At 76.0% G+C, this 12,542-nt stretch carries 11 protein-coding genes; 6 read left to right on the top strand and 5 right to left on the bottom strand.

Annotated features, from left to right (window positions below):
• The 5 genes from MA879_RS08965 to MA879_RS08945 all read right to left on the bottom strand — a co-directional run.
• Positions 1 to 1,497: DEAD/DEAH box helicase (locus MA879_RS08965; protein ID WP_248125298.1), on the bottom strand; the 1,497-nt coding region annotated here is incomplete at its 3' end.
• A gap of 237 nt (positions 1,498 to 1,734) precedes the next feature.
• Positions 1,735 to 3,249, bottom strand: coding sequence for an RNB domain-containing ribonuclease (locus tag MA879_RS08960; protein ID WP_248125296.1), 1,515 nt, complete (start codon positions 3,247 to 3,249; stop codon positions 1,735 to 1,737).
• A gap of 13 nt (positions 3,250 to 3,262) precedes the next feature.
• Positions 3,263 to 3,487, bottom strand: a complete 225-nt coding sequence (locus tag MA879_RS08955) for a DUF3107 domain-containing protein (protein ID WP_248125294.1) — start codon at positions 3,485 to 3,487, stop codon at positions 3,263 to 3,265.
• Positions 3,488 to 3,578: 91 nt separating this feature from the next.
• Positions 3,579 to 4,232, bottom strand: coding sequence for a TetR/AcrR family transcriptional regulator (locus MA879_RS08950; protein WP_248125292.1), 654 nt, complete (start codon positions 4,230 to 4,232; stop codon positions 3,579 to 3,581).
• Between the two features lie 2 nt (positions 4,233 to 4,234).
• Positions 4,235 to 5,590 (bottom strand): glutamyl-tRNA reductase, encoded by a 1,356-nt coding sequence (locus tag MA879_RS08945; protein WP_335342046.1) that lies wholly within the window; start codon positions 5,588 to 5,590, stop codon positions 4,235 to 4,237.
• 117 nt (positions 5,591 to 5,707) lie between these two features.
• Between MA879_RS08945 and hemE the strand changes: the two genes are divergently transcribed.
• The 6 genes from hemE to MA879_RS08915 all read left to right on the top strand — a co-directional run bounded on the left by hemE (position 5,708) and on the right by MA879_RS08915 (position 12,533).
• The gene (gene hemE, locus MA879_RS08940; RefSeq protein WP_418001237.1) at positions 5,708 to 6,877 is read left to right on the top strand and encodes a uroporphyrinogen decarboxylase; all 1,170 of its coding nucleotides are present in this window, start codon (positions 5,708 to 5,710) and stop codon (positions 6,875 to 6,877) included.
• Complete coding sequence (locus MA879_RS08935; RefSeq protein ID WP_248125287.1) at positions 6,874 to 8,376, top strand: protoporphyrinogen/coproporphyrinogen oxidase; 1,503 nt, start codon at positions 6,874 to 6,876, stop codon at positions 8,374 to 8,376. Before hemE ends, MA879_RS08935 begins: the two co-directional genes overlap by 4 nt.
• 48 nt (positions 8,377 to 8,424) lie before the next feature.
• On the top strand, positions 8,425 to 9,135 hold the full coding sequence (gene hemQ, locus MA879_RS08930; RefSeq protein WP_418001238.1) for a hydrogen peroxide-dependent heme synthase: 711 nt from the start codon (positions 8,425 to 8,427) through the stop codon (positions 9,133 to 9,135).
• Between the two features lie 116 nt (positions 9,136 to 9,251).
• Positions 9,252 to 10,487: a ferrochelatase gene (locus tag MA879_RS08925; RefSeq protein WP_248125304.1), complete on the top strand. Its 1,236-nt coding sequence runs from the start codon at positions 9,252 to 9,254 to the stop codon at positions 10,485 to 10,487.
• Positions 10,484 to 11,713, top strand: a complete 1,230-nt coding sequence (gene hemC, locus MA879_RS08920) for a hydroxymethylbilane synthase (protein ID WP_248125285.1) — start codon at positions 10,484 to 10,486, stop codon at positions 11,711 to 11,713. The genes MA879_RS08925 and hemC overlap by 4 nt, the downstream gene beginning before the upstream one ends.
• Before the next feature lies 1 nt (position 11,714).
• Entirely contained in the window at positions 11,715 to 12,533 is an 819-nt protein-coding gene (locus MA879_RS08915; RefSeq protein ID WP_248125283.1) for a uroporphyrinogen-III synthase, read from the top strand.
• The last annotated feature ends 9 nt before the right edge of the window (positions 12,534 to 12,542 follow it).

Below are 12,542 nucleotides of genomic sequence, written 5' to 3'. Positions count from 1 at the left end.
CGCTCTTCCGATCTGCTCGCGGCGCTCCCCGCCGCGCTCGCTCCCACGCCGGCCGCCGCGCCCGCCACGCCCGCCGTCGCGGGACCGGCCCCCGCGGCCGCCGCGGTCGCGCTCCTTCGACTCGGGGCCGCCGAGGTCCTCGAGGCGTTCGGCCCCGAGACCCTCGAGGGTGCGCTTCTCCTTCGGCAGGCGCCCCTTGGTGCCCTTCGGGATGCCGAGGTCCTCGAACAGGTGCGGCGAGGACGAGTAGGTCTCCCGCGGCTCCGGCTGGCCGAGGCCCAGGGCCTTGTCGATCAGGGACCAGCGCGGCATGTCCTCCCAGTCCACGAGGGTCACGGCGGTGCCCTTGTGGCCGGCACGGCCGGTGCGGCCCACACGGTGCACGTAGGTCTTCTCGTCCTCCGGTGCCTGGAAGTTGACCACGTGCGTGACGTCGTCGACGTCGATGCCGCGGGCGGCGACGTCGGTGGCCACCAGGATGTCCACCTTGCCGCTGCGGAACGCGCGCAGGGCCTGCTCACGCGCGCCCTGGCCGAGGTCGCCGTGCAGCGGGCCCGCCGCGAAGCCGCGCTGGGTGAGCTCGTCCGCCACGCGCGCGGCGGTGCGCTTGGTGCGGGTGAACACGATGGTCCGGCCACGGCCCTCCGCCTGCAGGGCCCGCGCCACGAGCTCGTCCTTGTCCATGTGGTGGGCGCGGTAGACGAGCTGACGGATGTCCTTCTTCGTCATGCCCTCGTCCTCGGGGTCGTGCGCGCGGATGTGCGTGGGCCGGGTCATGTACCGGCGGGCCATCGCGACGACGGGGCCGGGCATGGTGGCGGAGAACAGCATCGTCTGACGGGCGGCGGGCACGGCGGACAGCAGCGTCTCGACATCCGGGAGGAAGCCGAGGTCCAGCATCTCGTCCGCCTCGTCCAGGACCACGGTGGCCACGTGGTCCAGGCGCAGGTGCTTCTGCCGCATGAGGTCGATCAGGCGCCCGGGGGTGCCGACGACGATCTCGACGCCGCGCTGCAGCTCCTCGATCTGGGGCTCGTAGGCGCGGCCGCCGTAGATGGTGGCGATGCGCAGCGGGCGGTGCTTGGCGGCGGCCACGAGGTCGCCGGCGACCTGGACGGCCAGCTCGCGGGTGGGGGCGACGATCAGGGCCTGGGGGGCGCCGGCGCGGCCGTCGGCCTCGCGCTCGGCCCAGCCGTCCTCGCCCGGGCCCACGGCGCGCTGCAGCGCGGGGATGCCGAAGCCCAGGGTCTTGCCGGTGCCGGTCTTGGCCTGGCCGATGATGTCGTGGCCGCCGAGGGCCACGGGCAGGGTCATCGCCTGGATGGGGAAGGGGTGCTCGATGCCCTTCTCCGCCAGGGCGCGGACGATGGGCTCCTCGACGCCGAAGTCGGCGAAGGTCTGATCGGGCTCGGCGGGGGCCGTCTCGGGGGTGACGGTGTCCGCGGCGACGTCGGCGACGTCCGGCTCGGTCTCGGGTGCGGGGGTGTTCTCGGTCATGGGTCTCGCAGTTCGTCTCATGCGCCGCGGCCTCATCGAGGCCGTCCTCGGGCGTGCCGGGCGCGGTGGTGGAGAGCCGATCGCGGGGAACACGGGCGGGGCCGGGTCGGGCCCCGTGGAACCGGTCTGGGCCGCGGTGCGAACGCGGGCCCGTGCCGGATCCGGCAGGTCGTGCACCGTCGGCCGGAGTCGGCGGACGGCGAGGCGGGGTGATCAGATGCGACCGGTCATCCCGGGTCAGCGTGTGCTGTCCGGCCAGTCTACCCCCGAGGCGGTGACCGTCCCCGTGGCCACGTCCACGGCGTCGATCCGGACGGACACGTCCGTGCCGGGCTCGGCCCGCCCGGGCACGCGCAGCGCCACGGGCGGCTCGGTGACCTGGACGTCCGTGCCGCGCTCGGTGGAGCGGACCGCGGACCCGGTCAGGACCGCGCCGACGTGCTCCGCCAGCACGGCGGCCTCCACGAGCTCCCCGGCGGCGCGGTCGGCCGCGGACGCACGCCGACCCGATTCAGCCATCAGCGCGGGCAGCTCCGGCAGGGCGGCCCGGGCCCACGCGGGGGGCTCAGCGCCCGTGACGTGGGCGTGGCACAGAACCAGCACGAACCGGTCCACGAGCCGGCGCAGGGGTGCGGTGGCGTGGGCGTACGGCGCAGCCAGGGCCGCCTGCCCGGGGTCCTCCGGCGGCGTGCGCAGCGCCGGGTCCTCCGCCCGCGCGTCGAACGCGGTGTACCCGGCGCCCCGGAAGAGGGAGGTGGCGGCGTGCATCACGGCCAGGCCCCGGGGGTCGGCCGGGTCCACCGAGCGCAGATACGTCCCGTAGTCGGTGCCGGGCTCCCACGGCAGTCCCAGGGCGCGCGTGCGGGCGCGGAAGGCGTCCACCGCCTCCTCGTCCGCGGCGGGCATGGTGCGCAGGATCCCGACGCCAGCCTGGAGCATGATCTCCGCGGCGGCCATACCGGTCATCAGGGACAGCTGGGCGTTGTGGTCCTCCGCGGGCAGGGGGACGCGGCGGGTGATCCGGTAGCGCCCGTCCACCACCGCGATCTCCTGGTCCGGCATGCTCAGGGAGGCGCCGCCGCGCGCGGCCTCCTGCGCGGTGCGCCGTGCCCCGACCTCGGGGAGCAGGGCCAGCGACGCGCGCACCTCCGCGGGCCACAAGGCCGCGACGGGGGCCGCGGCGTCGTCCAGGAACGCCTGGACCTCGGGGTAGGCCAGCTGGAGACGCGAGCGGACCCGCGCCCGGCTCAGTGCGGTGTCCGTGACCGTGCCGTCCTCCGCGAGCGTGAACGTCCAGACGAACGCGGGCCGGTCCTGCTCCGGGAGGAGGGAGGCGGCGTCCTCGCTGAGCACGGCCGGGTGCAGGGGGACGCGGCCGTCCGGCAGGTACACGGTCTGGCTGCGGCGCCGGGCCTCGGCGTCCACCGCGCCCTCGGGGGTCACGAACGCAGGGACGTCCGCGATCGCGTACCGCACGGTGAGCGCGCCGTCTCCGGCGTCCGCGAGGTGCAGGGCCTGGTCGAGGTCCGTGGACCCGGCCGGGTCCACGGTCACGAACGGCACGGCCGTCAGGTCCTCGCGCCCCGGGTCCGCGGCGGCCTGCGCGAGGACGGACGCCGCGGCGGCCTCGGCCTCCGCGAGCACGGCCGCAGGGAACTCCGCGGGCAGTTCGAGCTCGGCGCGCAGGGCGGCGAGCCGGGCGCCGAGGGCGGCGTCCTCCTCACCGTGCACCGCGAGGGCGTGATGCGGCATGGCCGGGCCGGGATCAAACGGCGGCGAAGCCCAGGGGGCCGGACTTGCGGGCGCCGATCTCCACGAAGCCGATGCGATCGCCCGGGACCACGACCTGCCGGCCCTTGGCGTCGGTCAGGGAGAGCACCGAGCCGTCGGCGATCGCGGCGTCCACGAGCGTCCGCACCTCCTCGGCGGTCTGCTCGCTCTCCAGGACGACCTCGCGGCCGACATGCTGCACACCGATGCGGATCTCCATGGTCCTCACGTTCCTCTCGTGGGCGGGGTCTAGCGGTCAGCGGCCAGCCTACGGGAGGGGGTCCGGGGGAAGGACCGGACGCGCGCGCCGTTCACCCGCGGGCGTAACGGGGGTGTCGGCCCTCGACGGGGCGGTCCGGGATGGCCTCGAGGCCGAGCCACAGCACCTGCTCGACGGCCTCCGCGGTGTCCTGGGCTGTGGGACGGCGGTCCTCGTGGACGTGGTCCGCCCAGTGCCGGGCGGCGCCCAGCACCATCTCGACGACGCCGCGCGCGACGACCTGCGCCAGCACGCCCTCCACCACGGTGTCGGTGGAGAGGATCCGGGTGATCTGGGCCGCGATCGACTCCCGCACCGCCTCCACCCGGCGCTGCACCTCGGGGTCGTGCTCGGCGCCGGACTCGAAGATCAGGCGGTGCGAGCGCTCGGGGGTGTCCATGTAGGCGAAGACCGCGTGGACCATGCCGTGGGCGCGCTGGCGGTTGTCGTCCGTGCACTCGATCGCCGCGGTCAGTCGGCGGTCCAGTTCGGTGACCTCCCCGTCGAGCAGGGCGAGGAACAGCTCGTGCTTGCCGGAGAAGTGCTGGTACAGCACCGGCTTGGACACCTGGGCGCGCGCGGCGATCTCGTCCATCGCGGCGCCGGCGTAGCCCTGTTCCGCGAACACGGCGCGGGCCACGTCCATCAGCTGGACGCGGCGCTCGGCGCGGGGCATGCGGGTGGGGCGTGAGGTGGTCTCGGTCATGGTCAGGCGCTTCTCCGGGCGACGTCGTCTTCCCCGGTCTCCTGGGCGGGGCAGCCGTCCGGCGCGACGGGCTCGGCCCGCGCTGCCGCCGGTGCGGGGATCTGGAAGAGCACCTCGAGGGCGTGCTCGTACTCGTCCAGCCGGCCGTCGGCGGCGAGCTCACGGGCCCGCACGCTCGGGACGTGGAGGAGTTGGTTCACCATGCGGCGCAGGGCGAAGTGGACCTCCTCGGCGGCGGCCGTGCATCCGTGCCGGGCGCGCACCCGCTCCATCTCCCGGTCGAGGGCGGCGGTGGTGTGCCGCCGCAGCGCCTTGATCGCCTCGTCCGCGGTGCGGCCGCGGCGGGCGGCGGAGTACTCGGCCACGGCCCCGGTCACGAGGGCACGGGCCTCCGCGACGGCGGCCTCGGCCTGCTCGGGCGCGGCCAGGCGCACCGACTCCAGAGTGATCAGGTCCACGCCGTCGAGCTCCGCGACGGCCGGATCGAAGTCGCGGGACAGCGCGAGGTCCACCACGGTGAGCGGGCGGTCGGTGCCGGCGCGCAGCTCCGCGAGGCGCTCCGGGCTGATCTGCCGGTCTCCGCCGGAGGAGCCGATGATCACGTCCGCCTCCGCGGCCGCCCCCGCGACGTCCGCGCCGCCCAGAGCCATGGCCCAGCCGCCGCGGTCGCCCACGAACTGGGCGGCCCGGCCCGAGGCGGAGTGGACGCCCACGGCCTCGGCGCCGCGCTCGGCGAGCTGGGCGAGCGTGGTGCCGGCGTATGCGCCCGTGCCGATCAGCAGGACGGCGGCGCCGGACCAGAACTCGCGGCGCGCGGTCTCGTCCGTGAGCCCGCGGAGCTCCTCCGTGAGGTCGAGGGCCACCGAGACCACCGAACGGCCCGTGGCGCCGAGCGCGGTGCGGGCCCCCACGTCCTTGGCCGTGCGCGTGGCGGACTCGAAGAGTCGCACGAGAGAGCCCGTGGCCGTGCCCTCGGCGCGCGCCTCGACGAGGGCGCGGCGCACCTGGCCGGCGATCTCCCGTTCGCCCACCACCGCGGAGTCCAGGCCGGCACCCACCTCGAACAGGTGTCGGGCGGTGGCCTCGGCATCGAGCACGCGGAACGCGGAGCGGACGGACTCCGCGGGCAGCTCGCTGCGCTCGGCGATCGCGGCCACCAGCCGCTCACGCGCGGCGTCCACGTCTCCGTCGCGGGCCTCCGCGTAGACCTCCACGCGGTTGCATGTGGACAGCACGACGGCCCCGTCCGCCCGGTCGGCGGTCAGGGCGGCCCCGACGCCGGCGGTCCCCGCGCTCAGGCGGGCCACCGTGTCCAGGCTCAGGTCTTTGTGGGATGCCACGAGGGAGAAGACAGTCACAGCGCCGTCCATCCTAGCGCCGTCACGGCGCCCGCCGGGGGAGGCGGCCGCCGGGTGACGTCGTCGATCTCCGGGCCGATGCGGCCCCGCGCCGCGGTCGGTGGGAGAATGGGAGGCATGTCCGCTCAGACCACGTCCTCCGACGCGCCGACCGGCCTGCCGGCCGAGCACCCCCTGCGCACCGCCGATCCCGCCCGTTCCACCGCCCTGAGCCCGCTCGTCCGGGCCCTGCGGGGGCAGGAGCCCTCCCGGAACCCCGTGTGGTTCATGCGGCAGGCGGGCCGTTCGCTGCCGGAGTACCGCCGCGTGCGCGAGGGCATCGGCATGCTCGAATCCTGCCTGCAGCCCGAGCTCGCCGCCGAGATCACCCTCCAGCCCGTGCGTCGGCACGACGTGGACGCGGCCATCTTCTTCTCCGACATCGTGGTGCCGCTGCGCCTGGCGGGCGTGGACGTGGAGATCCAGCCCGGCGTGGGGCCTGTGCTGGGCCACCCTGTGCGCACCGCCGAGGACGCCGCCGCCCTGCCCGCGCTCGCGGACGACGCGCTGGACGTCATCCGCGAGGCCGTGGCCCGCACGGTCGCCGAGCTCGGCGACCGCCCCCTGATCGGCTTCGCCGGAGCCCCGTTCACCCTGGCCGCCTACATGGTGGAGGGCCGCCCGTCCCGCGACCACATGGGACCGCGCCGCATGATGCACGGCGACCCGGCCACGTGGGCCGCCCTGGCCGGGTGGGCCGCCACGGTCTCCGGCCAATTCCTCCGAGCCCAGCTCGAGGCGGGCGCATCGGCCGCCCAGCTGTTCGACTCGTGGGCGGGTTCGCTCTCCGCGGAGGACTACCTGCGCCACGTCCAGCCCCACTCCGCAGCGGCGTTCGCGCACGTGGCGGACATCGCCGGCCCCGCCGCGGTGGACGGCGCCCCGCTGCTGCACTTCGGCACCGGCACGGGCGAGTTCCTGCCCCACCTGCGCGACGCCGGCGCCACCGCGGTGGGCGTGGACCACCGCATCACCCTCGCCGAGGCGCACCGCCGCCTCGCGGCGCACCCCGGCCCGGACGGCCGCGGCGCGGTGCCGCTGCAGGGCAACATCGACCCCGCCCTGCTGGGCGCCCCGTGGGAGGTGCTCGAGGCGCACGTGCGCGATGTGGTCGCCTCCGGTGCGGCCGCCCCGGGCCACGTGGTGAACCTTGCGCACGGGGTGCCGCCGGAGACCGATCCCGAGGTCCTCACCCGGGTGGTGGAACTCATCCACGCCCTGCCCGTGGGGGAGGGAGGTCAGGCATGACCGGCACGGCCCTCGTGGTCGGCGGCGGGATCGCCGGCCTGCTCGCCGCCCGCCGGCTCCGCGAGCAGGGCTGGGAGGTGACCCTGGCGGAGGCGACCTCGGTGCTGGGCGGCACGCTGTCCTCGCGCTTCCTGGACGTGCCCTCCGCGTCCGACTCCGGCACGCCCGAGGCGCAGACCCTCGAACTGGACGGCGGCGCCGAGTCCTACGCGGTGCGCGGCACCGCGATGCAGGCCCTCGTGGACGAGCTCGGTCTGGACGAGCACGTGGTGGCCCCCGAGCCGCTGGGCTCGTGGCTGCACGGTCCGGACGGCGCCCACCCCGCGCCGCGCCTCGGCCTGGTGGGCGTCCCGGGCGACCTGCACGCCCCCGACGTCGCGGCCGCCCTGAGCCCCGCGGGGCTGGAGCGGGCCCGCGAGGACGAGCACACCCCCATGGACCGCTGGGCGCAGGCGCTGGCCGCGGGGACGCCCGTCACCGTGGCCGAGCTGGTCACGGACCGCCTCGGCGAGGAGGTCCTCCGACGCCTGGTGGCCCCCGTCGTCGCCGGCGTGCACTCCGCCGATCCCGCCGTCGTGGACGTGGAGCGCGTGGCCCCGGGCCTGCTCCGCGCCGCGGTGGAGGCGGGCTCGCTGTCCGCCGGCGTCGCCGCCCTGCGCGGCGGCCACACCCCCGGGGCGGCCGTGGCCGGGATCGACGGCGGCATGGCCAAGGTCACCGGGCGGCTCGTGACCAGCCTGCGCGAGGCCGGCGTCACGGTGCTGCGCGGCGTGCGCGTGGCCGCCCTGTCCCGCGTGGGCGGGGACGGCCGCTGGTGGGCGCAGATCTCCGACCGCGACGACGAGGTGGTGCGCGGCCTGGACGTGGACCGCGTGGTGCTCGCCGTGGACGGGGTCACCGCGTGGCACCTGCTGGCCCCGATGAGCCAGGACGCCCTGGACCCGGCCGCCGGCCCCCAGCCCGGCGAGGGGATCGCTCTGGTGACCCTCGTCGTCGAGGCCCCCGGCCTCGACGACGCCCCGCGCGGCACCGGCGTCCTCGTGTCCCCGGGCACCGCGGTGCAGGCCAAGGCCCTGACGCATGCGACCGCCAAGTGGGCCTGGCTGCGCGCCGTGGTCTCGCGCCCGGACGGGGACGGCGTGCCCCGCCACCCGCACCGCCACGTGCTGCGCCTGTCCTACGGGCGCCAGGGCGGGGACGCGGACGAGTTGGGCTTCCGCAGCGGGGACGAGCAGCTGCTCGCCGCGGCCCTCGAGGACGCCGCCGCACTGACGGGCGTGCCGCTGGCGCAGGAGGACGTGCTGAACTCCACCGTGGTGCGCTGGCGCGCCCCGATCCCGCCGCAGCACGGCCCGGACCGCGAGGCCATGGACGCCCTGGTCCGCTGGTCCGCCGACGTGCCGGGGCTGGACCTGGTGGGCTCGTGGGTGCACGGCACCGGCCTGGCCGCCGTCGTGGCCGGCGTCGAGCGCACCGTGGGCCGCGGCGAGGCCGCCTGAGAGGATGTGGCACCGCACATGACCGAACGACAGAACAGGAAGAGCACCATGGGCAAGGACAAGACCGCCGACCTCACCGGGAAGGACTGGTTCACCACCTATACCGTGTTCGCCCGGCCGCAGGGCGAGCCGGGCTGGCTCGGTCTGGAGGGCCGCGAGGCCCGGAAGGCCGTCAAGGAGTTCGACGACGTCGTCGCCGCGCTCGGCAGGGCGGGCGTCACCGTGCGCGGCGTCTACGATGTCTCGGGCATGCGCGAGGCCGGCGACGTGATGGTGTGGATGTACGCCCACACCGCGCAGGCCCTGCAGGCCGCGATCCGCGACCTGCGCCGCACCCGCCTGCTGGAGCGCACCCACCTGGTGCTCTCCGCGATGGGCTCGGACCGCATGGCGGAGTTCAACAAGGACCACATCCCGGCGTTCGCGATGGGCCGCAAGCCGCTGGACTGGCTGTGCTTCTACCCGTTCGTGCGCTCGTACGACTGGTACCTGCTGGACCCCAAGGAGCGCGCCCGCATGCTCCGGGAGCACGGCAAGCTGGGCCAGGACTTCCCCCAGGTGTGGGCCAACACCACGAGCGCCTTCGCGCTCAACGACTGGGAGTGGCTGCTGGGCCTGGAGGCCCCCGAGCTCAACGACCTCGTCGACATGATGCGACACCTGCGCAACAACGAGACCCGCCTGCACGTGCGCGAGGAGGTCCCGTTCTACACGGGCCGCCGCGTCGAGACCTCCGAGCTGCCGGAGGTGCTGGCCTGATGAGCGAGGAGCAGACCGTGAACGTCCCCACCCACCCCGTCCCCGAGGACGCCGCGCGTCCCGAGCACGCCCCCGAGGAGGCCGCCCCGGGCCTCGACTACGATGCCCGCGGCGTCATGGACGCCAAGGACTACGACGCCGTGATCGTCGCCTCCTTCGGCGGGCCCGAGGGCCAGGAGGACGTCATCCCGTTCCTGCGCAACGTCACGCGCGGACGCGGCATCCCGGACGAGCGCCTCGAGGAGGTGGCCACGCACTACCGCGCCAACGGCGGCGTGAGCCCCATCAACGCGCAGAACCGCGCGCTGATCGCCGCGCTCGAGAAGGAGTTCGCCTCCCGCGGCATCGAGCTGCCCGTGTACTTCGGCAACCGCAACTGGGAGCCCTACCTGCCGGACACGCTGAAGCAGGCCCACGACGACGGCCACCGCCGGATCCTGACGGTCACCACGTCCGCCTACTCCTGCTACTCCTCCTGCCGCCAGTACCGCGAGGACATGGGCATGGCCCTGCGGTCCACCGGGCTGGAGGGCGAGCTGGACCTGGACAAGACCCGCCAGTACTTCAACCACCCCGGCTTCGTGGAGCCCTTCGCCGAGGGCCTGCGCTCGGACCTGATCTCGATGCGCGGCGAGGTGGGCGACGACGCCCGCATCCACGTGCTCTTCGCCACGCACTCGATCCCCACCGCCGACGCGGAGGCCGCCGGCCCGCGCGGGCTGGCGGCGGACCTGCGCGAGCAGGCCGGCGGGGCCCCCGGCGAGGCCGAGGGCGCGGACGTGTACTCCGCCCAGCACCTCGACGTGATCCGCGAGATCCTCGCCCGCGTGCCCGAGGCCGAGGGCGTGGACTGGTCGCTCGTGTACCAGTCGCGCTCCGGCGCCCCACACGTGCCGTGGCTCGAGCCGGACATCAACGACGCGATGGAGGCCCTCGCCGGCCCGGACGCCCCCGCGGACGCGCAGGGCCGCGCGGTGGCGGGGTTCGTCGTCGTGCCCGTGGGCTTCGTCTCCGACCACATGGAGGTGGTGTGGGACCTGGACACCGAGGCGAAGGAGACCGCCGGCGAGCTCGGCGTCGCGTTCCGCCGCAGCCCCACCCCGGGCACCGACCCGCGGTTCGTGGCGGGCCTGGCGGACCTCGTGGAGGAGCGCCTGGGCCGCCGCGAGGGCCGTGCGTCGACCGGCTGCTTCCCGGCCTGGTACGACGTGTGCCGCCCGAACTGCTGCGTGAAGGTGATGCGGGACGGCTCCGTCCGTCCCACCACCTCCGCGGTGGACGCCCCCGTGCGCGGCCTCGCCGAGCACGAGGCCGGCCAGGCCGAGGCCCCGGAGGAGGCCGACACCCCGTGACCCTCGAGGACCAGGCCGGGCCGGGCCCCGCGACCGCCGTGACGGTGGGCACGCGGGGCTCGGCCCTGGCCACCACGCAGACCCGCCACCTGGCCGAGGCGCTCACCGAGCGCTCCGGCCTGGGGCACGAGCTCGTGGTGATCCGCACCGAGGGGGACGTGACCACCGGGTCCCTGGCCACCCTGGGCGGCACGGGCGTGTTCGCCTCGGCCCTGCGCGCGGCGGTCCTGGACGGCCGCGTGGACCTCGCCGTCCACTCGCTCAAGGACCTGCCCGCCGCGCAGCCCCCGGGCCTGGAGATCGCCGCGGTGCCGCCGCGCGCGGACCTGCGGGACGCCCTGTGCGCGCGGGACGGGTTCACGTTGGCCACCCTGCCCGAGGGTGCGCGGGTGGGGACGGGCTCACCCCGCCGCGTGGCCCAGCTCAGGGCGCTGCGCCCGGACCTGGAGCTCGTGGACATCCGGGGCAACGTGCAGACGCGCCTGGCCCGCGTGCCCGGCCTGGAGCAGCACGACGACGACGCCCCCGCCGCCAAGGGATCCCCGCGGGGTGACCTCGACGCCGTGGTGCTCGCGTGCGCCGGGCTCGACCGGCTGGGCCTGCAGCACGTGATCACCGAGCGGATCGACCCCGACGTCATGCTCCCGGCCCCCGGCCAGGGGGCGCTCGCGGTGGAGATCCGGGAGGAGGACGGGCCGCTGCTGGTGGAGTCCGCCCTGGATCCGGACTCCCACGCCGGCCGCCTGCGCGCTGCGCTCGAGCTGGTCGACGACCGCGACACGCACGTGGCCGTCAGCGCCGAGCGGGCCCTGCTGCTGCGGCTGGAGGCCGGCTGCGCCGCTCCGATCGGCGCCGTGGCGCACGTGGAGGAGGGGGAGGCCGAGGACGGCACGCCCGCCCCGCGGATCGTGATGTCCGCCATGGTCGCTGCGATGGACGGCTCCCAGGTGCTGCGCCGCACCTCCTCCGTGCAGCTGGACCCCGTGCCCGGGGACGTGGCGGACGACCCGGCCGCGGCCGACGAGTGGCTCGAGGACACCCTGTTCCTGGCCGCCGGCGCGCTCGGCGTGCACCTGGCCGAGCAGTTCCTCGCCGAGGGTGCGGACCTGCTGCCGGGCACCGCGCGGGGGGCGGCGAAGGACGACCCGGAGCAGGTCACCTCGGACGTGCCCGGCACGGGCGTCGTCGGTGAGGAGCTGCCCGGGTCCGCGGACGCCGAGGCCTGACGTGCGCCTGCTCCTGACCCGCCGCCCGGCGCAGGCTGGGGACCTCGAGGCGGGGCTGCGGGCCACGGACGGCCCGGACGGCGTCCCATTCGAGGTCGGCTTCCTGCCCGCCACGGACACCCTGCTTCCCGACGACGACGGCCTCGCGCACCTGCGTGAGGCCGTCGCCGCGCTCGGGGCCGGCGAGTACGCGGTGCTGGTGGTGACGAGCCCGAACGGAGCGCGCGCCCTGGCGGCGGCGGGCTGGGACGGGAACGTGGCGGCCGGCGTGCGGGTGGCCGCCACCGGGCCGGGCACCGTGCGGGTGCTGCGTGAGGCCGGGATGGTCGGTGGGGTGTGGGTGCCGGAGGCGGACCGCTCGGCCGCCGGCATCCTGGCCGGGCTGCCGGGTCCGGCGCGGGCGGGGGAGCGGCTGCTGCTCCCGCAGTCCGCGCGGGCCTCGGACGACCTCGCGGCGGGGCTGCGGGAGCGCGGCTGGGCGGTGGACCGCGTGGAGGCGTACCGCACCGTGGCGTACCCGGGCGATCCCGCCCGGCGCCTGCTGCCGGCGGACCCGCCGGGGGCGGACGTGGTCACTCCGGCTGAGTTCGGCCGGCAGCCGGAGGGGACCGTTCTGGTGCTCACCAGCCCCAGCGCGGTGGAGGAGCTGCTGGACGGTCCCGCGGAGGACGCGCTTCTCTCGGGGGCGGTGCCGTGCATCGCGCTCGGAGCCCCGACGCGGCGTGCCATGGAGACGGCCGGGATGCCCGTGGCCGCCCAGGCGACGACGCCGGACGCCGCGGGCGTCGCGGAGGCCGTCCGGCGGGCCACCGCCGGCTGAGCCGACTGC

The sequence above is a fragment of the Micrococcus lacusdianchii genome (assembly GCF_023155805.1).
In the GTDB taxonomy this organism is placed as follows: domain Bacteria; phylum Actinomycetota; class Actinomycetes; order Actinomycetales; family Micrococcaceae; genus Micrococcus; species Micrococcus lacusdianchii.
Note: the sequence above shows the minus strand (reverse complement) of the source record. Positions and strands in the feature narration are given on the sequence as shown.

What these genes read in the sequence shown, in the direction of transcription:
- hemQ (WP_418001238.1), top strand. Translation starts at nt 8,425, where the DNA reads ATGGGCAAGGACAAGACCGCCGACCTCACCGGGAAGGACTGGTTCACC.
- MA879_RS08925 (WP_248125304.1), top strand. Translation starts at nt 9,252, where the DNA reads ATGGACGCCAAGGACTACGACGCCGTGATCGTCGCCTCCTTCGGCGGG.
- hemE (WP_418001237.1), top strand. Translation starts at nt 5,708, where the DNA reads ATGTCCGCTCAGACCACGTCCTCCGACGCGCCGACCGGCCTGCCGGCC.
- MA879_RS08960 (WP_248125296.1), bottom strand. Translation starts at nt 3,249, where the DNA reads ATGCCGCATCACGCCCTCGCGGTGCACGGTGAGGAGGACGCCGCCCTC.
- MA879_RS08955 (WP_248125294.1), bottom strand. Translation starts at nt 3,487, where the DNA reads ATGGAGATCCGCATCGGTGTGCAGCATGTCGGCCGCGAGGTCGTCCTG.
- MA879_RS08950 (WP_248125292.1), bottom strand. Translation starts at nt 4,232, where the DNA reads ATGACCGAGACCACCTCACGCCCCACCCGCATGCCCCGCGCCGAGCGC.
- MA879_RS08935 (WP_248125287.1), top strand. Translation starts at nt 6,874, where the DNA reads ATGACCGGCACGGCCCTCGTGGTCGGCGGCGGGATCGCCGGCCTGCTC.